We start from the raw sequence: 23,338 nt of genomic DNA, 5'->3' as shown, positions 1-23,338 counted from the left end.
TCAGGGCTCAGGTCACACAGCCCTATTGGCGGTCAGGATGAAGCCGATTCAAATGGTCCTTCACGCTCTTGACGTATTTCACTTGCTTCGTCTTTTTGAAACCACGACCGAAGGAGATGCTGATCGTCGAGAACCAGAGTTCGAGATATGTGCCGCGCGATGAGACCGGGGCAAAGGCGGCTCCCGCTGTCACACGGCAGGCCACCGTGACCGTGCCACGTGGATGCCATCTGGTGGCCGCTTCCAACATCCCCGGTCAATGAGATCCCTGTCGATGATAAATTATCGATGACATAACGACAGATATTGTCACCTGAATTTTTCTATTTGTCAGGCCCTGGAAGTGCTAATCTGCTGTCGATCATTTCCATAAGTTGCGTCTGCGAGAACGGCTTCGAGAGTACCGGAAGTGCAGGATTGGCTCCAAATGGAAGTTTTGCATATCCTGTCGCCAAAATTATCGGCAGCGCTGGATATCGTTCCCATGCGATGTCAGCAAGCTCTGATCCCGTCATCAGCGGCATTGCATAATCCGTCAGTACAAGATCGATCTCTGGATGGCTGCTTAAAAGATCCAACGCCTCTTCTCCAGCCGTGGCTTTAACGACGAAATGTCCCAGATCCTCTAGCATCAGTGCTGTATTTCTAAGGACAAGATCGTCGTCATCTACAACAAGGACGTGCATTGACCGCCTCCTCCTTTGCCGCTGGATTTTGCGTCTCGGCCAAGGTTTCCGTCTGGACTTTTTCGCACGCGGGGGACCATAGTTCAACAACAGTTTGCGCGCCAGTCCGGAGCTCAGAAGCAGTCATTGATGTAGTGCGTGTTGCCTCGCCTTGAACGGAATCGAACCGTCGGTTCCAGTAGTTTCAACTACTAAAGCATAGACCGATTTAAGCTGCTTGGAGATCAGACCGACATCTTGTTCGAGTTGTTGTCGCGCTCGAGTTCGTAGCCGCTCTTCTGCCCCTTAACAATTTCGCGCATTCCGGCGTATTCGACACCCGAGCGATCCACGTCGGTTCTGTCGCAAACTTTTGGAGGGTTGCAGAAACAGCTATCGCTGGACGCAGTCAGGCTGCGAGCGCTGCGAATTGCTGAAATGCGGATTGGCCATTGCTTGGAAATTGCCGCTTGCGGATCATATGCGCTACTTCGATGCCATCCAATGTTGCCGACGCACACTTGAAAGATTTGAAGCCTTTCATGGGCCGGGTCAGCTTCTTGATGAAACGATGATCTTGCTCAATTATGTTGTTGAGGTATTTGACCTGCAGGATTTCGATCAGCCAGAACCACCCCTGCCGTAGCAGCAGCCAGTTCATGTTTTGCAATCCTGCAAGATTGGCGCCACTCTTGTCGATGACAACCTTTTCGGGCCAACCACTGTTCTTGATCGCGTGGGCGAAGAAATTACTGGCGGCGGCTTCATCTCGGTGTTCAGACAGCATGAAATCAAGGGTTTTGCCGAATTTATCGACGGCACGGTAGAAATAGCACCACTTGCCTTTGACCTGAATATAAGTCTCGTCCGTACGCCAGGAACTGCTGGTTGCGGATTTCCGACGATGAGCTTCACAGGCAATCAGCGGCGAATATTTTACCACCCATCTGTTCAGCGTCGCGTGGTCAACGGCAACACCACGCTCGGCCATGATCTCTTCCAGATCGCGATAGGAGACCGCATATCTGACGTAGAAAAACACCGCGTATAAAATCACGTCTTTCGGATGGTGACTGCTTTGAAATCGACCATGATCGGGAAACTGAAGCTACCTGCACATCTTCAACACTGATCTATGGCATGATCAACCGGGTTGCAAACGACCCAAAAAGTTTGCGACAGAACCCTTACGATTGGCTCGATTGCGAAACCGTCCCTGCCCTTTTGCCAGCGAAGCGTCCGCAGCCCATTTCGACGAGCCAGCATCCAATGTGCCTTGAAAGACGTGTTCTAGGCGTGGCCGGGCTGGTGCTAGCTTTTTGGTCAGAAGTTCAGGATTTTTATTCATTTGTTCCGGAACCAAAACAAGCTGAAACTATTTACGGATAGTTAGTTGAGCGAAACAAGGGGGCGAAGACCTCCCGGAATGCCGCGATACGTCGCGCCGTACCCCGTCTCACAGAAGCCGCGCTATCCCGGCGGGCCAAGTGAAACGGTGTTTTTATGCGCACAAGGTGCACTCTTCAAGGCATACTCGAATCGATTCTCTCGCCTCTCAGCCTTATCATCAACAATCTTGTCTCCAGTCAATTGCCTACCGACGCCGCCGCCGAGCAAGTTAGCCAGGATGGCCTGGAAGCTCGGTCGCGCACAAGGCGAGGCCAAAGTCGGAACGCGCAGGGCGGTGATTGACAGTCTTTACAGACGCTAGAGCGAGTGGCTTAACGTGACCAGACATGATTTACATCGCAGCTTCCGTCAGCGAACTGTCCGCTTTACCAGCATTGTGGCCAATGGAATGGCAGCCGCGGTGATCGAACTAAAAGGCAGGTTTCGAAGCCCTCTCGTTAAAAAATACGAACCCGCGACCAGCGCTCCGAATTTCGCCCAGGGGTATGCGCCCAACTGCGACCGTGCGCTTGCGTGAACCCAGACGGTGCCAGATTTTGTGACGACCCCCACTTGCGAACGGATGATAGCCAGCCGTGCACGCAACAGATCGAGTTCCTTTTGAAGAACTTCGCGCTGAAGCCGCGCCTTCTCTTCGGGAGATGTAGGTGTCGGCGAAACTGGTCCTCTGCCTTCTCGATCCAGAAAGAAAACTTCCTCTTGTGGGATGTGTTCCCTTCTCGACGAGATGCTCGGGCGGCTGGAGAATGAACCGCCCATCCCAGATTGATCGCCTGCTCGGTCAGCCGCGGAGCGTCCTCTATAGCCCTTCTGGAGGTCGAGCAGATACTTCTCAATATCGCCCTCGCAAGCTTGTTTTAACTCAGCTACGGAATAGCCGGCGGCCTCGGCTTTCAACCACAGCGCCTTCGCTTCCAGTTGGAAGTCGGATTTTTCCGACGCGTCCTTTTGAAAGCTTACCAGTTCTGGGATTCTGGATTTCAACCAATCTCTGATATCTTGCATGTCAACTCCACGTGCGTTCTCACTTGCCAGCGTGTTCAGCATGGCGGCTATGGCCTGAGCACGACCTTGATCACCCCATCCTCCTTATCCCGGAATTTCTTGTACATTTCAGGTGCTTCCTCAAGCGAAGCGGGATGCGTTACCACAAAGCTGGGATCAATCTCTCCCGCCTCGATTTTCTCGAGGAGAGGCTTTGTATATTTCTGCACATGGGTTTGTCCCATTTTCAGGGTCAGCCCCTTGTTCATTGCAGCTCCGATCGGAATTTTATCGCCCATTCCGACATAAACGCCCGGAATAGATATCGTGCCGCCTTTACGGCAGCTCATAATCGCTTCCCGCAGCACATGGACTCGATCGGTGGCGAGATACAGCGCTGCCTTGGCCTTATCGAGTAAAGCGTCAGCGGAGCCGTGGCCCGAAGCCTCGCATCCGACGGCGTCGATGCAACTATCAGGGCCTCGGTTGGCGGTGCGTGACATGAGTTCGTCATAGACGTCGGTCTCGGAGAAGTTAATCGTTTCGGCTCCCCCGCTTCCGCCATCGCGAGACGTTCAGCCACCTCATCTATTGCGATCACGCGCCCTGCGCCCATCATGAGCGCGGAGCGAATTGCGAATTGACCGACCGGGCCACATCCCCAGATGGCCACCGTGTCTCCGGGTTGAATCTGCGCATTTTCAGCCGCCATGTAACCTGTCGGAAAAATATCGGATAGGAAAAGCGCCTGCTCATCAGAGACACTGTCAGGCACTTTGATCGGCCCGATATCGGCCATAGGGACGCGGAGGTATTCTGCCTGACCGCCACTGTATCCACCGAGCATATGGCTGAAACCGAACAGCCCGGCTGGGGAGTGGCCCATAGCCTTTCGTGCGATCTCGGCATTGGGGTTCGTCGTATCACAGCAGGAATACATTCCCTGTTTGCAAAACCAGCAATCGCCGCAGCTTATTGTAAACGGCACAACAACGCGGTCGCCGATTTTCAGGTTGGTGACGTCCGAACCCAGCTCGATGACTTCGCCCATGTTTTCATGGCCAAGGATGTCGCCACTTTCCATCGTTGGCTGATAGCCGTCCAGAAGATGCAGGTCAGAACCGCAGATAGCGCAACAAGTTATCTTGATGATGGCATCTCGGGGATGTTGGATTTTGGGATCGGGAACAGTATCGACGCGAACGTCACCTTTTCCGTGCCAGCAAAGTGCGCGCATATCGAAACCTCCGTTGGTGATGTCGCATAACTGAATGAGCCAGCAGATGTTCCCCGTTCGGATGCCGATTGATGTCTGTTCGAGATCGGGGTTCCCTCGAACGTTAAAATGTCGCTGCATCGCGTTCTATCTAGGATAGCTGCCTCGAAACGGAGTTCGGAAAGAAGCCCTGCCGTTAAAAATTGGGGAGAGGGCACATGAATCTCGAATGCTCGCCAACGAGCGCGCAAGGCTGATCAGTAAACTGATGTCCGCTCGACGGGCCGTCCGCGATGCAAAAGGCGAAAGCGTCGCAACGGCCGTCGCGAGGGAGCGGGTCGATCAAGCAAAGATCGCCCTTGGCGAACGAGGTCCAGTCTGATGGAGTGACTGCAAGCCGGACTACCACAGACACTTGGCGAAGAACACGCCACACGCAGAGTGGTTCACGGACCTGTAGATAGCCATCTGGTTAAGGCCATGAACCACTCTTGCCGATGAGAAGCCTCGGTCCGACCGCGTTGACTTGGCTGCGTGTGAAACCCATTTACTCGTTATGCCGAAAAGCGAACCAGCCGACGTTGAATTTCTTAAAACGTGGACCTTATCGCCAGCCGCAACCCTTGGGTCGGACGTGCGTGCCAAGGGAATACTCCTTGAGATGCGGGCGCGGCTCCCGCTGTCATCGAGGAAGTTGCTTGTTCTCGAAGGTGTGGAACTGGTCTTGGCAATGCCCGCCATTGCGAAGACCGAATTCACCGCCGCAGTCGGCATTGTCTCCGCAGGCATGAAGGACATCGAAAGCCTTCCGGTAATCCCTCGCGAAATACAGGACATATTGACGATCAAGCCCGGCGAAAGGCACCGCTGGCTTGCCGACGGACGACTTCCTAGTGCGGGAACGCGGACAGTGCGACTGGCGGGACGCACCAAGCAGATCACGTTCCACGTCTTCGATCCCAAAGTTGTGGAAGACCTTCTCGACAGGGGCATGGTGGATCAATGGCGGGAGGAAGACGTTGCGGCCGCAGCCGAGAACCGTCGACGGGCCGCATACAAGGCGAAGCTGGCACGGTCGTTGCGCAAGGGTTCGAGCTCGGGGCCTCCGTCGGAAACGGGGCCAGACGAGGCGAGCGGGAAGCTCGCTGGCTGGGAGGAATTTGGACGCGACGGCTTCCTGCGCTGACCTGCGTAGGAGGAAGCCGTCAGCCAAATTGGTCGCAGGACTTACAAAAGCGTCGGTGTCTCGGTAGCCGTCTTCTTCCTTGCCCATAGTTCGTCCGTGCGGTCCATGACGATCAGCTCAGCGGGAAAAGTCCGTTTTTGAAAAGCAAGCGCGGCGTCGAGCTGCCGTGACGCCATTGATCCACCATGCCGCTGTAGACAGGTCCCCACTCGTCGCTGACACGCCACCGTCCTGCCCAGGTAAAAACGGCGTCGTCTCTGTGTGAAAACCAGGTCCTAGTCATCCTACCTTTTTCGCCTTCGGCTTCTGTAGCGGTTTCACGGGGAGACCCGTGAAGAACTCGGTCAGACCGCGATGTCTATTATTTCGGGATCAACAGGAACACTGTCGTCGCTGCGGCCCTGGAATCCGACCCATCTAATCCAAGCCGCGCACATGATGGTACGCGAACCCGTGCTTCTGCTCCCGACCTGGAGGCGGTGATAGTGGCAGACCAACCCGTAGAGACTGAACCCTCTACGGCAAGGGCGGCCTCACCGCCCTTGCCGCGTCATATGACCTTCGTGTCGACGGAGGAACTTGTGCGGTCCAGTTGCGTTTCATCACCACTCACAAAGCCGTGAATACAACGCAGGGACCACACGATGACCGTACCGATTTCCACCAATCTCAATTACAATACCGCCTATGGCGACCCAGCCGCCACTGCGGCGTTCAACAAGGTTGCCTGGGGAGCAATCTTTGCAGGGGTAGCCGTGGCGCTGGCGGTTCAGTTCCTACTGAACCTGCTCGGCGTGGGAATTGGCGCTGCTGTTCTTGATCCCGCGACTTCCGACAATCCCGATGCAAGCACATTCTCCATTGCAAGCGGTATCTGGTTCGCTATCGCTGGCGTAATCTCAGCGTTCGTTGGCGGTTATATTGCCAGTCGTGTTTCCGGCCGTCCGAGCAACTCCACTGGTGGCTTTCATGGTCTGACCTCGTGGGCCGTAACAACCCTCGTCGTACTTTACCTGCTTACCACTTCGGTCGGTGCTCCTATCGGGGGAGCTTTCAGTGGGCTGACGAGCGTCATCGGCGGCGTGAGCCAGACGGCGACTGCCGTTTCGGCTGCGGTCCCGGCAGTGGCCAACACGACAAACCCGATGGCGGGCATCGAACAGCAAATCCGCAGCACCACAGGCAGTGACCCTCAGGCACTTCAGAACGCCGCCGTTGCAGCGGTGCAAGCTGTGGTAACTGGCGACGAAGCTAAAGCCGAGGATGCTCGCGCGCGTGCCGCAGACGCAGTCGCTAAGGCACAGAACATCCCAGTCGATCAGGCGCGTGCCCAGGTCGAAGGGTACGAAAAGACCTACCGCGAGAATATGGCCGCGGCCAAGCAACAGGCCGTAGATGCTGCCCAGGCCGCGACTGCTGCTGTCTCGGCCGGTGCCATCCTCGGCTTCATCGCACTCGTCCTTGGCGCGATCGCCTCATGGCTTGGCGGCGTAACGGGCACCAAGCATAGCGGCATGGTCCTCACGGAAACCGCTACCCGTCGCACACACTAAACCCCTCACGCCATCGGAATAAACCGGTGGCCTTTTCACAGATTGGAAACTCGCATGGCCGAAGTCAAAACCCTCAACGAACTGTTCCACGACACCCTCAAGGATGTCTATTTCGCCGAAAACAAGATCGTCGAAACACTCCCGAAAATGCACGAAGCCGCCAAGAGCATTCAGCTCAAGGATGCTTTCATGAAGCATCTTGCCGAAACCAAAGTGCACATCGAGCGCCTCGAACAGGTCTTCGACATCATCGGAAAAGAGCCGGAGCAGAAAACCTGTGACGCCATCCTCGGCATCACCGATGAGGGAGCCGAGATCATGGACGATTATGAGGGCTCGCCTGCGCTCGATGCCGGACTGCTCGCAGCGGCACAGGCCGTGGAGCATTACGAGATGTCGCGCTACGGTACCCTACGGACATGGGCGCTCGAACTCGGCCTGAACGATGCAGCCGGTCTTCTTCAGACAACGCTGGACGAAGAGCAGGCGACTGACCTGGCTCTGACGGCCATCGCGACGTCGGTCGTGAACCAGAAGGCAGAAAGTTGATCCCTTTCCGCAATAGGAGGACGTCGAAATGGCAAGCAGCGCATTAAAAGCTTTACTCGGAGTTCTGGCAGTGGCCGGGTTCCAGAACCGAGACAAGATTGGAGAACTCCTGCGGGGTCTTCAAAATCCGCAGGGTAACGGAGTACCGGGACAACAACAGGGAGGTCTGGGCGGCTTGCTCGGTGGCCTGACAGGCGGCGGCGCGGGCGGCCTGGGAGGTCTTGGGGGACTTCTGGGCGGAGCGTCTGCCGGGGGTGTTCTTGGGGGTGGTCTCGGCGATCTCCTGAAGCAGTTTCAACAAAACGGCCACGGGGAAACCGCCAAGTCCTGGGTCGAAACCGGGCCGAATGCCCAAATCAACGACCGCCAGCTTTCAGAAGCGCTCGGACCTGAAGTCCTCGATGATTTGTCCGCGAGGACCGGGTTGTCCCCCGATGAAATACTCAGTCGGCTCAGTCGCGATCTGCCGAAGGCGGTTGACGAGCTAACACCGGACGGGACGATCCCTTCGGCCCACGATCATGGACCCGATAATGGTGGCATGCAGTCCGTGCCTTCTGTGAAACCACTGATCGTCTAGGCCACATCGATCGTAAAGGTCGCCTATGGGCGGCCCTTTAATTTCCCATGATGTCCAGTGGTCCTTTGATGTCATCGTGCGCCCGCGTCATCAAACTCACATGGAACCATGTCAGCCTTTAACACTGGTTCGCCGTTAAAACTACAACTGAAACGAATTTCATTCCTGTTCCGCTCCAAAATTGCGGGAATAAAAAGGAACAGCCTACTGTTAGCAAGTATGTTGATGCCCGTTCGATGTCGAACAGGGCGTCGATCCGTTTGACGGCCCCCGCCATCGGTGAGATCAGTACTTCTTTGCTGCCACGTTTGGCGTTCGTGGCGATGTCTGCCAGCACAAAGAACTTGCGCCTCCCGTGCGACCAGCAGGGTGCCTGTGTCAAAGGCGGGCTATCACGATCAAAGTTGAACAGCGGGTTGTATCCGCCATAGGCATCCGCCTGCAGAATGCCGGTAAAGGTCTTCAGGTGAGTGTCTTCAGACGTTGTTCAAACCTTGGCTTGACGCATTGTTTGCTGGTACTGTGAGCTCGGCTTCGGGTCACATCCTACACCTTGCTGCGGCAATCCGTACCCAGTAGCCTTACCAGCGCAAGAAGTTGCGACGCGTTCAGGAATCAAAGCGGCGCGGGAGAAGGGGGACAATGCGGAGGGCTTACTCAGGTAGCTGCCATTGTGGTATGGTTCGGTTTGAAGTTGCTGTTGACGTGTCGGCGGGAACCACTAAATGCAACTGTTCGATTTGCTCCAAACTGCGGATGTGGGTCGTACAAGTCCCGTTCGAAGCTTTTCTGCTTTTGGCCGCACAAGCAGATTTAACCGATTACCGAGGGCACAATCCGGTCGCCCACCATTTTTTCTGCAAGCACTGCGGAGTGCACCCTTTTGCTCGGGTCGATATGCCTAACATGAGCGGCGTACCGTACTACAACGTCAACGTAGGGTGCTTGCACGGTCTTGACATTGATGAACTGGTTGACGCGCCTGTTCACTATCAGGACGGCCGAAATGATGACTGGAGCTCTGAGCCAACTCGAACAAGTCACCTGTAAGAGCCGCCGCGTATTTGCCCGCGCCACATCTTCGGGACAGCCATGCCCAAGGCCAGGGTCGGGCTGCAAACCTCCGCCATGATGCAAGTTCGAACCACCGACCCGGTGTTTCTCAGCACCGAGAACAAAGTCTAGCTCGCGGGCAAAGTGTCTGGCCATTCCTGCGCACCATGGAGGACGCGAAGAATACGGACCGTAGTTTCGGTAATTGCATACGCCGCGACGTACGGCGTGCCGTTAATAACCAGTTCGCGGGTGCCTGCAATTCTGCCAACACGACCGCTTGCGGGGAAATCTATCAACCGGCGGACGGCAGCAACGATGCGCTCGTCGACCAGAATGGCCGCTTACGGATTTTCGGATTCTATGTACGTAAAGATGGCATCGCGATCCGATAACGCGAACGCAGACCAGGTAAGCTTCACGATTTGCGCTCACCCGCGTTGAGACGGGCTGCGGCTCGGCGTTCAGCGAAATGCACCTCGACTTCCTCATCCGACACGTCCGGTCGAGCATCGTTCAGCGCTTCAAGTACCTTGGTGCGAAACCAAGCGTCATGGGCCTCGCTGCCTGAAAGTAGCTCCAGCGGGAGCGCACCCTCGTTGGCCGTCCGGGTGAGTAAGATACGGACCGCGTCCGATACGGTCAGTCCCATATTTCCAAGCACTACGGATGCGCGATCCCGAACCTCGGCATCAATACGAGTTTGTACCAGTGCATTTGCAGCCATATCGATCTCCACTTTGGCTGCGACTATAATGCAAATGAATGACAGACGCCATAGCCTGGAGGGCTGCCTTCGCCAGTTCTCGTCCCCATGAATTGCTCTTGAACACTTGGGGCCAATGCTCGCAGCTGCCGCAAAACCATTTGTTAAACGTCCGCTCCTATTCCCGCCCGCCCTCGGCACTGGCGCCGAGAGAAATGGAATGAGCATGCCAAAACACGATCTTTCATCCAGCAATTTTCAACGCCAAATATCCCAATTGTGCGAGGTACGCATTGCCCCGATCACATCAAAAAAGTTCTCAAAAACGTCCGCCCATATTTGATCAGCCTGGTCATCTATCAAAAGTCGCCACCTCGCCTGAATGGCCGCATCGACTGGGCAACGCTCGGGCAGGCTTGCGGGATCGAAGACGAATTGACGCCCGAGTTGAAAAAACAACTCCGCTTGGGACTGGATGCAACCATCAGATGGCTTGGAGCACCGCCAATTGCCGAAGACGTACGGACAACGAGGCAGGCCGCTCGGTCAGGAAAATCAGAAGTAGCCGCTCCTTCCACCAGGAAACCGCAACGCGCAGCGGCTGACGGCGTTTTTACCCGGAACACGTCCACGCAACGCGGACCCACACCGAAACCGATCAGTGCGTTTCCCGAGCCCCTGTTTGACGCGACCGACGACCCGCCAAGTTTTCACGATGCGCTGGTTTATCAAATGCGCCGATTCGGCGACAGCTACTGGCAACTGTATCGCGCCGTGGTCCGGTTGCACGAGCCTTTCGACAGTAAGACGCTACTGTCCTGGATACAGGGCGAGCGCGTGCCGCGATCTGTGGCGAGTTTCGAGATCCTGTCACGCATCGAGCGGCGTTATCGACTGGTGCAAGGCTATTTCAGGGCGAAATTGCCGCACCAATCTCGCTCCCCTTACGGCCATGATATGGGAGACGTCAGTGCTGCGGAACGTCGCCGGCTGGCATGGCATCTTCCGGACAATTTCAGCAGCCTGTCATTCTCCAAGCGGGAGGAAATCATCGAATGGGTGCGCAGGGTCATCATCTCGGGCTCGACCGACTATCGCCGCTACCAGGCGGCGGCAATCAAACAGCGCTATGCAATTCGGTTTCCAGGCGTCACTTATGGCGGAGGAGCTCTGTCACCTCGCGCGCAAGCCGTTGCAGACAGCACGAGCCACAATACGGAAACCATCGAAGATCCTGATCTCCTGTCAGGGCGTCGTCGAGGCGCCCCCGCGGCTGGCCATGGAGATGGCCGATATGATCCGCTTCAAGACATCGACGCTGACGGCGATTAGCTTCCAACGCAACGGGGTATGGGGCGAGGAAACGGCATCGCAGAAGGTCGAGCATCTCGAGCTGATGTTCGGGGCGCTCGCCGCCTCGCCCGCCGGCATTGTCAAAGGGCGCGGCGTGCCGCTCAGCCAACTGACTTTTGGCCTGCTGATCTTCCCAGGTGTCTGGGATTGGTACCTGCAATGGCGCGAGCAGCGGCGTGGCTTCTATACCACGTGGGAAGAAGACATGCTGATGGTGGCAATGGCGCTGACCCGTGCCGAAGTCGGCTGGATACGCCAGCATCCGGAATTGTTGAAGAAGGTTCAGCCCATCGAAGGGCTGATCGCGCCGGAGGAGATCGAGTTTGCGGCGCGCGACTGGCACAGCGCATGCGATGCGTTCCACCGGCATGCCGCCAATCGCTCGAAGGAAATCCAGCGGGTCATGCGTGTGCATCGCGACCCGTTCGAGCCGATCATGGTGATCCTCGAGCCGACAGCCCTCTCGCGGAATATCGCAAGATTACAGACGAGATCCTGAAGCGCATGCCGGACGAAAACCGTTATCCCCGGCCGGCAGCGGAGGCCGTTCGATCCTTCTTGCTGCTGCCTTGGCCCAGAATCTCCGAATTAGGCGGCTGATCCTATGCTGGTCTTGATGAGATACGAACCTAAGGCACATCAAACCCCAAAGCTCCATCCGTGGCGCTACATTGAAATACTTGCCCAGTCTTCATGCCCGTGGCGAATTCGCACTACGAAAATTCTCTCATCGTCTTCAACCCGATAGACGATGAGATGTGCTTTGAAGGGATGAATTCTGACGGGCGGTTCGATCTCATTCCGTTCGCGTGCGATGCGTGGGTTAGCAGCTATCAGATCAAGTAGTGCGAAAAGTTCATCGTGGTAGCGTTTTGCCTGGTTTACTCCGAACATACGGGCACCCTGCTCGGCGATCGCAATGATGTCTTCTTCCGCCTCGACAGAAAGCTTAAAACTCATGACTTGCTGGCACGAGCCATCGCCTCAGCAAAGAGTTCATCCTTTGATCGAATGCCAACGCCACTTTGGAGCCCGGCCTCTACGAAACTTTGCATGGCGGCAATCTTGTCGTTTCGTGTCTGATCGCGTCTGATCAGGTCGCGCACGTAGTCGCTAGCGTTCGAATATCGCCCAGTCCTAGCCTGCGCCTCCACCCAATCCTTCATAGGGTCTGGAAGAGATACGTTCATTGTCGCCATCGGAAACCTCCACTTGAAGGAATCATATTCGATTTTGGCAAAGTTTGTCAAATGCTCCCACGTCCCCCATTCTCACGGCCCCGGCGGCATAACGCCTATTTATGGAACTTTCTCAACATGTTAATTTTCGTGTCAGTTTGACCCATTGGGTCATTTCGCCGTGATCCACCCATGCCGCATAAGTTTTTGCGGACAATTAGCTACATCGCATTTGGTGGGCTAACGCGAAGGGAAAAAGCGGTGCAAATCCTGCTGAAACTCCACAACACTTATCTCAGGCTGCCCACAGAACTGCGCGTTTTGGGCACCTGTTAGAGTCTGGCCTGCGCTAGTCCGCTCCGGCAAAGGACTTAGCACTCCCTGTGATGGGCCAATCCCAAAAGCCAGTGCTCACGTTGCTGACGGATCGGCGTTGTTCGAGCCTTTCAGACGGCGCGGGTTTGCTCGCTGGTGACCGCTTGATAATAGGCGAGGTAGCGATCCTTCAACCCGAGTTGAAGGCACTCAGCCAGCATCAACGCGATGATGAACACGGTATTCAGCTCGGCTTCTTCCAATATGAGATCGACCAGATGGTGAACCGTGTCATTGTAGCGCTCCGGCTTGCCTTTTACCGCATTGACAAACGCGGCTAGGCCCATGGTGCTGTTGATTGCCAGGGTCTTGTCCCGCTGTGTCTGGTCCAAAGGCAAATGCCGGGACATCAGCATGACATAGGTGTCGATGAACCGCAAAAGCGGATAAAAATCATGAGCTTCCGGTGGCAAACCAGCCTGCACGAAAAGTGATGCTTTTGCGATTTCCAGTGTGTCGTTACTCGACCAGCGTCCGAGATCATATCGATAGACAATGGCGGGATCGTGCACAACCTTGCCGGACGCGATCAACGCGGTGGTCATCGACCAGTCGCAATATCCACCCTTTGTCGGGTGCCAGGCAGAAAAATGACGATGCAGTCCAAGGTAATATTCCGACCGACAGATGCTGTAGAAGATGCTGTTGTTCCCTAGGCTAGTACGGCCATATTGCGCGATCCGTTCCGCCGGATCATCCAACTCGATCGAGAAATTTTCCGTTCTGAGAACGCCGCTCTTCTCGACCCAAATTTCTGTTTGTGGCCGCACCATGACGACGTCCGGCGCCAAACGAGACAGATCGATCGGAGAGAGTTTGTCGACGAGACGGATGGTATCGTCGTCGCCCATCGGCATCACAAACGAAGTCTCTACTTTGGACAGGGCCGAGATGGCATTTTCCTGAGCATTGGTATCGTCGCGCGTGAGGTAGGCAAGATTGTCGCTACGACCGCTAAAGGCTGCATATTTGCGCGGATCTTGGGAATTGTCAGAGATGACCATCCGGCAACCGGTCGCCTGCGAAAAAGCCAGAAGGCTCTCGATGGCATCTTTCGATCCCTCCAGCGTCCGGTTGCTCGGCATGTAGATTGTCAAATCGGATAGCATCGATCGGCACCTTCGGGAATCGAATCTATTACGCTCCCTACCGTCTCTGGCTTTCGCGAACATTGGCGCATTGCCGATCACTGAATTAAAAGCAGCATCATGAAGCGAGGCGCCTCACCAGTCGGCGCAACCCGCAAACTCAACGTCGATCCCCCCAAGCCAATCTGACTCACGGCCATTGTCATCGGCCACAAGCAGAGCCGCCTCTGGGATTATCCGGCTATCAAGTTTGGTAAATGACATGTTGTCATGAGCGATCTGTTAAATATTCTTTGCAAACATCCTCAATGTTAGTCCGCCCGCTGGGTCGGATTCTTTTGAGGCCTTCTAATGCGTCGTCCAAGCGTAAAATCAAGCCTATTGTCGTTTTGCATTTAATCGTAAGATTCCGGTACGAACAGTTTCAACAAGATAACCCGGCACTTAATTTGAGACTTGGCATTTAATTTGAGATTCTAGCTTCGTTTTTGGCAGTTATTGTGAGATTCGCCGCCGGGAAAAGACGGTGGCCTACGGCCAAGCTTCCATCAGAAAATTTCCTATATTACAGATGGTTATCGCCGAACCGGAAGGCGTCAGGCGCGGAAAATCACACCGAATAATCTCAAATTAGGTGCCATCTCCAGCCGGAACGGGCGCATTCTTACAATTAAATGCCAAACGACAGGATCCACTCTATCGAAGGATTTAAAGGGACCCGCAGCGACATCGCCTTGTCGACGTACCTCAAAAGGGGACCAAGTCCCGTTTCGACGGAGTGAGGCCGAGACCCTACCACGGCGTCGGTCCGTTGGGCTCAACGAAGCTGCCGGTCTGCTCTCCCGCCAGGGCGTAATGGACGGGAAGCCTTGCTCCTTCTTCCGGCGTCATGTTGCCGTAACCGGTTAGGTCTGTCTTGACGAAGCCGGGGCTCACCGAATTGACAACAATGCCTGTGCCGCGCAACTCCTCGCTGAGCTGTATCGTCAGCATATTCAACGCCGCTTTCGATGCGTTGTAGCCAATGAACCGCTGCGAATAGTAGGTGGAGCTGGGATCGGCATTCAGCGTCAGCGAGCCGAGCGAACTGGCAAGATTCACGATCCGGCCAGCGGGAGCCTCTCTCAGCAAGGGCAGCATCGCCTGGGTAACGGCCAACGCGCCGATGAAGTTGATATCCATCACCCGGCGCACCGCCTGAATCGAGGCGCTGCTGGGAGGGGCATCTGCAAAATCAAAGATCCCGGCGTTGTTGACGAGGATATCAAGTTTCCCGTGTTCGGACCGGATCGTCGCAGCGGCAGCTTCGACGCTTGCAAGGTCGTCGAGGTCGAGCCGAATGGATTGTGCAATCAGCTTCTGCGATGCCAGGTCTTCAACAGCCGCGCGTCCGCGCTGGTTTTCCCGAGCCCCGATAATGACATGGATACCCGCTTCGGCGAGTTGGCGCGCGATCTCCAGTCCAATCCCCTTGTTGGCGCCGGTGACGAGCGCAATACGTTCTTTCTGCATGACTATTCCTTTCAACTGTTTCACCCATTATATGAAGGATCATTCAGTTTGAGGATTCGCTTTTGCCCTCACCTGCGCCTCTCTCTTTAAACCCCGGAAAAAGCCGCGTCAGGCACGCGCGACGGTAACCCTGGATGCGATTTTCGAGGCAACCATTCAGCTTTTATTGACCGACGGACCGCACAAGCTGACGACAACCCGCGTCGCCGAGCGAGCGGGCGTGTCCGTCGGGACGATGTACCAGTATTTTCCGCATAAGCAGGCACTGATCTACGCTCTGAACGAGCGGTATCTGGATGCGCTGGCTGGAAGAATCGAAGCCACTTGCGCCGCCCACCACGGCGCGCCTGTGGCTAAAGGCGTCGAGGCGCTTATCGATGTATATTGGCAGGCAAAGACCGAACGACCCGACCTCACCCGCGCGCTCTATCGCTCCGTTGCCGACATGGACAATCGGGCGCTTATCGAGGCGTTCGCGACACGCACCGACTTCGCAACAACCGCCATGCTTTCAAGCGCGACTGACGCAAGCTTTGCCGACGTGAATTCGATTAATCGGACTCTTGTGACAGTGATATTCGGCGCGGTGCGCAACGCATTCGAGCGAAACCTTGCCGGGCCAGTGGCTGAGGATGTGCGAGCTCAGCTCGTGGTCATGTGTCGTGCATACCTCGAAGCCAGCCTCTCCAGGCCGCCCGCCAGAACCAGTTTGAGCAGCACTAAGTAAAGCCTACTAAGACCGAACTCGTGGTACCTGGGCGGAGCAAGATCGAAAGCTGTAGAATGTTGAGTTTCAGCAGGATTTGAGCCGGTGGGGGTGCGGATAAAAAGTTGGACAGCTTTATAAGTTAAGGCCGAGGCTCTTGCGATATTCGACCGGGCTGAGTGATCCCAGCGATATCTTGATACGCTTCTCATTGTACCAGCGGATATAGGCGTCTACCTCGGCAACGAACTGTTTGATTGTGATGGCCTTCCAATCTCGTGGATAAAATAGTTCCGTTTTCAATCGGCCGAAGAAGCCTTCGCATGCGGCGTTATCTTGTGAGCAGCCCTTTCGGGACATTGAGCGAACCAGTTTCGCTTCGCTGATCCGCGTTAGCCAGCCTGGCCAGCGATAATGGGCTCCGCGATCGGAATGGACGATTGGCCGTTCCTCGCCGTCGGTCACGGTCTCAATAGCTGCATCCAGCATAGTATTGACCAGCCGCGCGTCTGGTTGCGTTCCAATCGACCAACTGATGACCATTCCGTCGAAGCAATCGATGATGGGCGAGAGATACACCTTCCCGGCTGGGATCTGGAACTCGGTGATGTCTGTCAGCCATTTCTCGTTCGGCGCTTTCGCATGGAAGTCGCGATTGATCAGGTTCTCGGGTGCCGGACTTATTTCTCCCAAGTACGATCCGAAACGCCGTCGGCGCGGTCTGGCCACGACCAAGTGCTCCTGCTTCATCAAGCGCTGGACAACCTTTTCCGAGATGATCACGCTCTTCCTGGCCAGTGACGCCTGTAGTCTGCGGTAGCCGTAACAACGACGGTTCGCTTCAAAGATTTCCGCAAGGCTGTGCCGGACGGCGGCATACTTGTCTGCCAGACACATGCGCGTGCGATGATAAAAGTAGGAGCTTCGCGCAATTTGCAGCTGGGCGAGCAGTTCTGGCAAGCGATAGGTATCTTTAAGGGCGTCAACCAGCTGTGTCTTTTCCCGATTACTCAGGATCTGCAGATCGACGCCCAGTTCTTTTTTAGGAGTTCATTGGCCTTCTTCAGGAGGTCATGCTCGAGTTGCAACTGGCGAACATCACGTTGGAGGGCTTCAAGCTGGCGCTCGAGTTCCTCGCGTTCCGGCGCCTGCGGGGTGGTTTTGCGGCGTTTCATGGAGGAAGGAGCCTCATGACCGAGTAGTTGGTCTTTCCAGTTGTACAACGTCGGCCTGCAGACGCCCAGCCGGTCAGCCACCTGTTGGGCGCTTTCATCTCCCCTACATAGTCCGATGACACCAGCTTGCTTCACCGCTGCGGGATAGGCAGGGCGCCACGATCGACCCACCATCGATGTTCGCGTCTCCGGAAAGGCCTCCCGTACCCATGCGGTCAGAGTTCCTCGACCAGGATAGCCGAGCGCCCTCATCGTCGCAGAGATGCAACGATCATGGGTGCGGTAATGCTCAAGTGCCGCCTGCTTCTGACTCTCGGAAAACTTTGGCGCTCGAGCTACCGGCTGAATACGCAGGTCGAGATGCTGTACGTACTCGCGGTACCAACCCCTCAGCGCATTCTTTGTGGGATAACCCAACTGGCGAATGGTCCCGTTAAGTCGCTTGCCAAGCCTGATATAAAGCTCAACGGCTCGAAGTCTGTCTGCGTAGGAATACATGAACTACCTCCTGGTGGTCCAAGTTTTCGTCCGCACCCCCGGTTTTCCATTTGGGGTGGGCTCACGAAATAGAATATAGTAGATTGTCCGCAAACAATTTTTTCCGGTCTGGGTGGATCAAGGCGAATGGAAAACTGGCTCATATTGATCCGACAACTAACAGCCAAACGACAAATGGTTTTGGCGAGGCGATCAACGATCGCCGGGACGACAGATACCGGCAGTAGTTCAAATGACCCGTTTTGACGCAATAAGCGCTATGGCGTCGCCTTCAAATTGACAATTGCGAAATCACGTACCCCGTCATTCCGCCGGCTCCGTCAGTTCGTCTTGTTTGTGAACCTTTGTCCCCTAGGTTCTGCATATGGAGGCAGAACAAACCACAGGACCGTTCATATCAGTCGGAGCAGCATCGTCGGACGTTTTCCAGAGGCTGAGCCCCGCTATCGTCGAAGAAGTCGAGCGCCAGCTGCGTGGCCGCACGCGTGATATTCGGCTCCACGGAGAACTTGGTCGTCTCTTCCACGAGCGCTCCTGGCGGCAGACTGCGAAGATTATTCGCGCCAGGATGGTCTGGGTTATCGTGCTTGACGTCCTGACGCTGGGCCTTAACGCGATCTTGCTTCCGATCCAGACGGTTGCTTCGATGCTTTTTCCAGCTGCGATCCTTCCGCCGGCTGCTCTTTTCGTCGCGATAGCATTTCGCAAGCGGCAAAGCTTTCGACTGCAGGGATGGGTTCTCCTGCCGAGTATGCTTCTGATCCTGCTGTCGATCGTTCTTGTAGGCGTTAACACGGGCGGCGAATTTTATGAGCGGCATTTGACAATCATGCTTTTCGTGGCTGTGACTGCCATCGTTATTTTTCCTATTCCACTGCCGTGGGCGAGCACGGTCGCTGCGTTTGCGCTTGGCCTCTATCTTGTGTTCAACTGCGAAATCCAAACATCGAAGCAGGAAACGCTTTGGCGGCAACACTGTTTTTTGCAAGCGGAATGGCAGCAACCCTTGTTGCGCGACGCACCGCGACGATCCTCGCTCAAAAGACTTTCTTGCTTGAAATTCGTGATCGAATTCGGCTTGCAGATCTAACTGATGCAAACGCGCGGCTTAAAACGCTCGCACGAACTGATCCTCTCACTGGGGTAGCAAACCGGCGATCAATGATGGAAACACTTCACTGTTTCTGGCAAGATGATCACACACCGAAAACCGGCGCCGCGATGCTGATGTGCGATGTCGATGACTTCAAGCACCTCAACGATAGCCAGGGACATGCCGAGGGCGACCGGTGTTTGGTAAAGATCGCAGGGATTATCCAGAGCTGTATGAGGAATGATCTGGACCAGGTCGCCCGTTTTGGAGGCGAAGAATTCCTCGTTTTCCTCCCGGGTTCTGGTGAACAAGAAGCTGGAGAAATCGCTGAGCGCATCCGCGGAAGGGTGCAGGCTGCATCGCTTCCGAACCCTACCTCTCGCGTTATTCCTTATGGCACTCTCAGCATTGGAGCAGCAACATTGAAGTCCAGCAGTGGGCTCGTGCCGGCGGAGGAACTTCTGCGTCAAGCGGACGCCGCGCTCTATCTTGCGAAGACAAACGGCCGGAACTGCGTAATGGTTGGTGCTCCGGAGCCGGACTAGGAGAGAAGAGTCAATGCTGCGTGAAGGGGCCACATGGTCCCGGAGAACTCCAAATCGGGCTGCTTGTTCTGAACGGCATGCCGCCCAGAGCGGGAGAGTTTAACAATGTTTCGCCTTGATAGGAATCGAACCAGCGACAGGTTGGTCATAGGACTTAAGTGTCTGAAAAGACATACTTCGTGGGATAGCGCCTATTTATGGAACTGTCGCCACATGTTCGGATAGGCCCTCTCGGATATATACGATTGGGGGTTTATCTCCCGGATGAGGCTCGCAGTTCACCAGCATGGAACTGCCTCGTTCCTGAAGAACCACAATCTGGTTCACTGGATGAGCCGACGCGGCAACTGCCATGATAGTGCGGTGTCGGGTCCGAAGGTTGACACAGTAGATGAGCCACATGGCATCGCCTCCGCTGCGCTTGCAAGACAGGCCGAGACGGCACGCAACCGCGGTGGCCTACCGATCGGCGATGCACTTGCCTTGGCGGACGAGGCAAGCTTTGGTTTCGTAATGCTGATGCTGGCCCTTCCCGCGCTGATCCCTGTCCCCGGGCCGTCCGACATGGTGTTCGGATCAGCTCTGGCGATCGTCGCCCTGCAGAACCGCAAAGCCTCCGCATCGGCATTCGCAGCTCTTCAGCGACATACCAATCCGATGGTGAGAAGGATCGAGCGCATTGTTCGACCAGGGCGCTTGAAGGTGCTCACGGGCCCTGCGCTGTCCTGTGTCCTGGCGCTTCCTGTCTTTGCGCCTGCGATCGCGATAGCCCTTCCCATTCCGTTCAACAACATCGCTCCGGTCATCGCGGTCTGCGTCATCGCCATAGGTCTGATCGAACGGGATGGCATGCTGGTGCTGCTCGGAATATTGCTGTCCCTGTTGCCCTATTGGTAACGGCCGCACTTCTTCAAGGCGCTGCATCCTTCGTGTCCACGCTTAATATCTTAATATACAGGCCGCTCTCGGACCATCAGTTCGCTGTACAGCAATTTTTCCACGGCGGCAGCCGACGGCTCACAACGCCGCCAAATTACGGCAACTATCCGCGTCGAACAGGTGTTCACTCTGCACGAGCGGCCCGAAACTTAAGAGATCCGAGATTGTGACTGCTTTGCGAGCGCCTCAGGAGATAGCGGCGGTTTTTCCACTAGAACTCTGGTTATCTCATCAGCGGAGACCGGCTTCCCGACCAGGTAACCCTGCAGCAGGTCACAGCCAGCACTTCTAAGGACTCCGGACTGGTGAAGGTTTTCAACCCTCCGCGGTTACCGGGATCCCGAGCGCAGCAGCGAGCGCGATCGTGGCATGGAGTATGCCCTCACCTTGGCCCTCTTCACGTGCCCAACCTTGCAGACATACATCGGATAGTCGACGGCCCGCGATGCCGCGGCGACCGTTAGCGGGTCTTCTGCGAAAATCGAAGAGGCTTTCAAGCCGTCGAAAGCGGCGGCGGCAACGGACGGGATTGGCCCCTCGCCATGTGCCGTCTTGTAAGACTGTACGAATTCCGCATTTCGCTGGTTCGCGATCTCCGGTGTGTATTTTTGCGCATCGATTGGATGAGGGAGGCACATGTTTCCAGCTTCATCCGCAGTTCCGCCAACACCTGCGTGCCTATCTGGACCACAGGCTGAACGAAGACGGGAAACTGCGGCATACCTACGCCAGTGCGTGGTTCGCACGCAATGGAGACTGGCAACTGGCCGTGCAGCGCGCATTCCCGGCTGGTGAAACTCTTCAGGCCCTGGAATGGGCAAGGCGCTGCGCGATCGAGGAGGTCGCCAAAGGCAATCTCTCGCTGGTGCTTGGCTGGTTGGGCAAATCCCGGAAAGCGAACTCATGAGGGATGCCGCCTTGCTGGCGGCGGCGGGTAGAGGCCTAGGCACCTGAAGGGATCATGAATTCGCGCGTGGTATTTGCTGACGCAAAATATGGTGCCAAGCTGGCCACTGGTAAACGGCCGATCAGCTTCGACGATCCCGCCCTCCACGTTCAAAATGAAAACCAGATAAAACGCGGCCAGTTAATCAAGGCGGGGTTCGCCTGGCGCAATTGCTCAACTCAGTTTGGCCCTGAATTGGTGACGCTTATGGCGTGGCGTGGTTGAGAGGCGATGGATTGTAGCAGGAAATCTGATTGAAGGGCAACATTGGCGAGACTTGCGGCGATCTGTTTTATCACCATCGGCTCGACGGCTTCGGCAAAGGCCCCTCAAGAGTTGCCTGCGATTTTGCAGAAATGGATCGCTGCCTGGCTGGACCCGCACGTCAGCGACAAGCAGCACGATGGCCAGCAAATGAGGCAGATCTCAAGCAGTTTCCGGAGTGGCAAGGCCTGCCCGTCCAAGCCTGTACCTACACCGACACGCAATTCCCAAAGAATCACGTAACCACAACGGCCTATCTGCTGTTTCCCAGCGCTGACCAACTCGCCAGCTGCATCGTCAATGCCTGTGTCGACGCCGGGTGGATCGACTTGACGTCTTGCACCGGCCGCTTAGCTTCACGCATGTGGACGGCGTCGAATGGTCAGTTTCTGGTGCCCGGATACATTGTGGAGGGCACAGGAAAAGACTTCGGATTCCGGCGTTATTACAATGGTAAAGCTGACACGGCGGCGAAGACCCGTCTCATACTCCACCGATATCATGTGCCTTTCGCACGACCGTAGGATCCTGCTAAGACTCGACAGCCAGCGGCATTCGCCCGAAGGTTGCGATTCTATGATGATTTGAATTGGAAGGATTTTCGATGAACACCGACAAGTTGGCACACCTGCCAGAGCGCAAGCAGCGCGAACTGCAGCGCGTCGCTGCAATTTTGTTCGATGAATTCGAAGAAGTCCTGAAAACCAAGCTGTCCGACAAAAACAAGCGCGGACGGATTCTGAAGCTCATCCTGTTCGGCTCCTACGCTCGCGGAGACTGGGTTGAGGATCGCAAAAGTGGCTATTTGTCGGATTACGATCTCCTGGTAATTGTGAACTACGGCCATTTTGCCGATCAGTATGCGGCCTGGGAAACGGCAGGTGAACGCTTCACGCAGGAACTGGCCATTACCCATCACCTGACAGCACCCGTGAATTTCATCGTTCACACCTATGAAGAAGTGAACTCGCAGCTCGCACGGGGACGACCCTTCTTTGTCGACATCGCCCGCGACGGAATCGTTCTGTATGAACAGCAGGGGTTCCCCCTCACATCGCCGAAATCACTTGAACCGGACGAGGCACGCGCGGAGGCAAAACGGCATTTCGAGCACTGGTTTCCCGATTCAACAGAGCTCATTGAAGGCAGTACATTCTATCAGGAGCGCGGAAATTTCAATCTTGCTGCTTTCCAACTGCATCAAGCCACAGAACGACTTTACCATTGTGTTTTGCTGGTCACAGCCCTTTACAGCCCCAAATCCCATAAACTGCGGTTCCTGCGCTCGCAAGCCGAGCGCATAGCGCCGCAGTTGATCAGCATATGGCCGAATGATACCAAGTTTGCAAAGCGCGCATTTGCTCGCCTCGATCGCGCCTATGTCGATGCTCGCTATTCGCCTGCATTCGAAATCTCAGCAGAGGAACTCGCCTGGCTGGTAGAACGCATAAAGGCGCTGCAGGAAGCCGTCGCAGCGATCTGTGCCGAGCGGATCGCCCCTAATCTACCGGCACCACAGGATCCTTACCATCCCAAGCCCGGGGCCAAGCCGGGCGTGTTTGAGCGGAGATCGCACCATCAACAAGCAACGCGATGACGGCCTCGATCTCAAATCCACTTTCGATATCACGACCGAAATAGTCGGTGTCGGACAACGTTGAAGGATTCACGGGACTGACGACGAGGGTAATGGCGTCAAGAACGGTGGTCTTCCCGACATCGCCACCGCCCAGTACCAAATTGACCCCCAGGACCGGGACGCCA

The 23,338-nt window shown here is 55.7% G+C and carries 20 protein-coding genes and 8 pseudogenes; 13 read left to right on the top strand and 15 right to left on the bottom strand.

Translation table 11 applies throughout. The features are described 5' to 3' along the window. Nucleotides 1-323 precede the first annotated feature (323 nt). The 5 genes and pseudogenes from P6U16_RS26100 to P6U16_RS26080 form a co-directional block, all read right to left on the bottom strand. Entirely contained in the window at nt 324-686 is a 363-nt protein-coding gene (locus P6U16_RS26100) for a response regulator (protein ID WP_277704290.1), read from the bottom strand. 224 nt (nt 687-910) lie between these two features. Beyond that, a pseudogene (locus tag P6U16_RS26095) lies at nt 911-1,009 on the bottom strand (cold-shock protein); the annotation flags it as partial. Nucleotides 1,010-1,074: 65 nt separating this feature from the next. Then, a pseudogene (locus P6U16_RS26090) lies at nt 1,075-1,749 on the bottom strand (IS6 family transposase); the annotation flags it as partial. A 674-nt stretch (nt 1,750-2,423) separates the two neighbouring features. Next, on the bottom strand, nt 2,424-3,122 hold the full coding sequence (locus P6U16_RS26085) for a hypothetical protein (RefSeq protein WP_277704289.1): 699 nt from the start codon (nt 3,120-3,122) through the stop codon (nt 2,424-2,426). 5 nt (nt 3,123-3,127) lie between these two features. Continuing rightward, nucleotides 3,128-4,296: pseudogene (locus tag P6U16_RS26080) on the bottom strand (zinc-dependent alcohol dehydrogenase). A 535-nt stretch (nt 4,297-4,831) separates the two neighbouring features. Between P6U16_RS26080 and P6U16_RS26075 the strand changes: the two are divergent. The 4 genes from P6U16_RS26075 (at nt 4,832) to P6U16_RS26055 (ending at nt 8,143) form a co-directional block, all read left to right on the top strand. Next, entirely contained in the window at nt 4,832-5,461 is a 630-nt protein-coding gene (locus tag P6U16_RS26075) for a hypothetical protein (RefSeq protein WP_277704288.1), read from the top strand. Between the two features lie 644 nt (nt 5,462-6,105). Next, nucleotides 6,106-7,014: a PhnA-like protein gene (locus tag P6U16_RS26065; protein ID WP_277704287.1), complete on the top strand. Its 909-nt coding sequence runs from the start codon at nt 6,106-6,108 to the stop codon at nt 7,012-7,014. A gap of 54 nt (nt 7,015-7,068) precedes the next feature. Then, nucleotides 7,069-7,563: a DUF892 family protein gene (locus tag P6U16_RS26060; RefSeq protein WP_277704286.1), complete on the top strand. Its 495-nt coding sequence runs from the start codon at nt 7,069-7,071 to the stop codon at nt 7,561-7,563. A gap of 28 nt (nt 7,564-7,591) precedes the next feature. After that, nucleotides 7,592-8,143, top strand: coding sequence for a YidB family protein (locus P6U16_RS26055; protein ID WP_277704285.1), 552 nt, complete (start codon nt 7,592-7,594; stop codon nt 8,141-8,143). 229 nt (nt 8,144-8,372) lie between these two features. On the opposite strand, the pseudogene P6U16_RS26050 reads toward P6U16_RS26055, so the two are convergent. Then, a pseudogene (locus tag P6U16_RS26050) lies at nt 8,373-8,618 on the bottom strand (transposase); the annotation flags it as partial. A 167-nt stretch (nt 8,619-8,785) separates the two neighbouring features. Here P6U16_RS26050 and P6U16_RS26045 point away from each other — a divergent pair. Beyond that, nucleotides 8,786-9,193: a GFA family protein gene (locus tag P6U16_RS26045; protein WP_277704284.1), complete on the top strand. Its 408-nt coding sequence runs from the start codon at nt 8,786-8,788 to the stop codon at nt 9,191-9,193. Between the two features lie 131 nt (nt 9,194-9,324). Here the strand turns inward: P6U16_RS26045 and P6U16_RS26040 are convergent. After that, nucleotides 9,325-9,618, bottom strand: a pseudogene (locus P6U16_RS26040) (type II toxin-antitoxin system RelE/ParE family toxin). Continuing rightward, nucleotides 9,615-9,923, bottom strand: coding sequence for a type II toxin-antitoxin system RelB/DinJ family antitoxin (locus P6U16_RS26035; protein WP_131640949.1), 309 nt, complete (start codon nt 9,921-9,923; stop codon nt 9,615-9,617). Before P6U16_RS26035 ends, P6U16_RS26040 begins: the two are co-directional and overlap by 4 nt. Nucleotides 9,924-10,128: 205 nt before the next feature. Between P6U16_RS26035 and P6U16_RS26030 the strand changes: the two are divergent. Then, nucleotides 10,129-11,822, top strand: a pseudogene (locus P6U16_RS26030) (hypothetical protein); the annotation flags it as partial. A gap of 99 nt (nt 11,823-11,921) precedes the next feature. Here the strand turns inward: P6U16_RS26030 and P6U16_RS26025 are convergent. The 4 genes from P6U16_RS26025 to P6U16_RS26010 all read right to left on the bottom strand — a co-directional run bounded on the left by P6U16_RS26025 (nt 11,922) and on the right by P6U16_RS26010 (nt 15,408). Then, nucleotides 11,922-12,215: a type II toxin-antitoxin system RelE/ParE family toxin gene (locus P6U16_RS26025; protein ID WP_277704283.1), complete on the bottom strand. Its 294-nt coding sequence runs from the start codon at nt 12,213-12,215 to the stop codon at nt 11,922-11,924. Next, on the bottom strand, nt 12,212-12,454 hold the full coding sequence (locus tag P6U16_RS26020) for a type II toxin-antitoxin system ParD family antitoxin (protein ID WP_071835911.1): 243 nt from the start codon (nt 12,452-12,454) through the stop codon (nt 12,212-12,214). The genes P6U16_RS26025 and P6U16_RS26020 overlap by 4 nt, the downstream gene beginning before the upstream one ends. Before the next feature lie 425 nt (nt 12,455-12,879). Then, nucleotides 12,880-13,905 (bottom strand): hypothetical protein, encoded by a 1,026-nt coding sequence (locus P6U16_RS26015; protein ID WP_277704282.1) that lies wholly within the window; start codon nt 13,903-13,905, stop codon nt 12,880-12,882. A 783-nt stretch (nt 13,906-14,688) separates the two neighbouring features. After that, nucleotides 14,689-15,408 (bottom strand): SDR family oxidoreductase, encoded by a 720-nt coding sequence (locus P6U16_RS26010; protein WP_277704281.1) that lies wholly within the window; start codon nt 15,406-15,408, stop codon nt 14,689-14,691. Between the two features lie 130 nt (nt 15,409-15,538). Here P6U16_RS26010 and P6U16_RS26005 point away from each other — a divergent pair, with 130 nt between their 5' ends. Beyond that, nucleotides 15,539-16,135, top strand: a complete 597-nt coding sequence (locus P6U16_RS26005; protein WP_349017756.1) for a TetR/AcrR family transcriptional regulator — start codon at nt 15,539-15,541, stop codon at nt 16,133-16,135. Between the two features lie 114 nt (nt 16,136-16,249). On the opposite strand, the gene P6U16_RS26000 is transcribed toward P6U16_RS26005, so the two are convergent. Continuing rightward, nucleotides 16,250-17,787, bottom strand: a protein-coding gene (locus P6U16_RS26000) for an IS3 family transposase (RefSeq protein ID WP_277704280.1) whose coding sequence is annotated in 2 segments (ribosomal slippage) — nt 16,250-17,151 and nt 17,151-17,787 — 1,539 coding nt in all. Because the reading frame shifts where the segments join, the coding sequence is not laid out codon by codon here. Between the two features lie 397 nt (nt 17,788-18,184). Beyond that, complete coding sequence (locus P6U16_RS25995) at nt 18,185-18,313, bottom strand: hypothetical protein (RefSeq protein WP_277704879.1); 129 nt, start codon at nt 18,311-18,313, stop codon at nt 18,185-18,187. On the opposite strand from P6U16_RS25995, the pseudogene P6U16_RS25990 reads away from it, so the two are divergent. Both P6U16_RS25990 and P6U16_RS25985 read left to right on the top strand, forming a co-directional pair. Then, nucleotides 18,257-19,425, top strand: a pseudogene (locus P6U16_RS25990) (GGDEF domain-containing protein). The gene P6U16_RS25995 and the pseudogene P6U16_RS25990 overlap by 57 nt on opposite strands. Nucleotides 19,426-19,788: 363 nt before the next feature. Continuing rightward, nucleotides 19,789-20,322, top strand: coding sequence for an exopolysaccharide biosynthesis protein (locus P6U16_RS25985; RefSeq protein WP_277704832.1), 534 nt, complete (start codon nt 19,789-19,791; stop codon nt 20,320-20,322). 191 nt (nt 20,323-20,513) lie between these two features. Here the strand turns inward: P6U16_RS25985 and P6U16_RS25980 are convergent. Beyond that, a pseudogene (locus P6U16_RS25980) lies at nt 20,514-20,742 on the bottom strand (EAL domain-containing protein); the annotation flags it as partial. A 220-nt stretch (nt 20,743-20,962) separates the two neighbouring features. Between P6U16_RS25980 and P6U16_RS25975 the strand changes: the two are divergent. From P6U16_RS25975 to P6U16_RS25960, 4 genes are all read left to right on the top strand, one after another. Further along, nucleotides 20,963-21,271, top strand: coding sequence for a hypothetical protein (locus P6U16_RS25975; protein ID WP_277704878.1), 309 nt, complete (start codon nt 20,963-20,965; stop codon nt 21,269-21,271). Nucleotides 21,272-21,325: 54 nt separating this feature from the next. Further along, a complete protein-coding gene (locus P6U16_RS25970) occupies nt 21,326-21,535 on the top strand; it encodes a hypothetical protein (protein WP_277704279.1) in 210 nt (69 codons plus the stop codon). 29 nt (nt 21,536-21,564) lie between these two features. Continuing rightward, the gene (locus tag P6U16_RS25965; protein ID WP_277704278.1) at nt 21,565-22,098 is read left to right on the top strand and encodes a hypothetical protein; all 534 of its coding nucleotides are present in this window, start codon (nt 21,565-21,567) and stop codon (nt 22,096-22,098) included. A gap of 80 nt (nt 22,099-22,178) precedes the next feature. Continuing rightward, nucleotides 22,179-23,171: a HEPN domain-containing protein gene (locus tag P6U16_RS25960; RefSeq protein WP_277704277.1), complete on the top strand. Its 993-nt coding sequence runs from the start codon at nt 22,179-22,181 to the stop codon at nt 23,169-23,171. The last annotated feature ends 167 nt before the right edge of the window (nt 23,172-23,338 follow it).

The sequence above is a fragment of the Rhizobium sp. 32-5/1 genome, from assembly GCF_029537235.1.
GTDB lineage: Bacteria > Pseudomonadota > Alphaproteobacteria > Rhizobiales > Rhizobiaceae > Pararhizobium.
The sequence above is the reverse complement of the archived record's forward strand: the minus strand, read 5'-3'. Positions and strand labels throughout refer to the sequence as shown.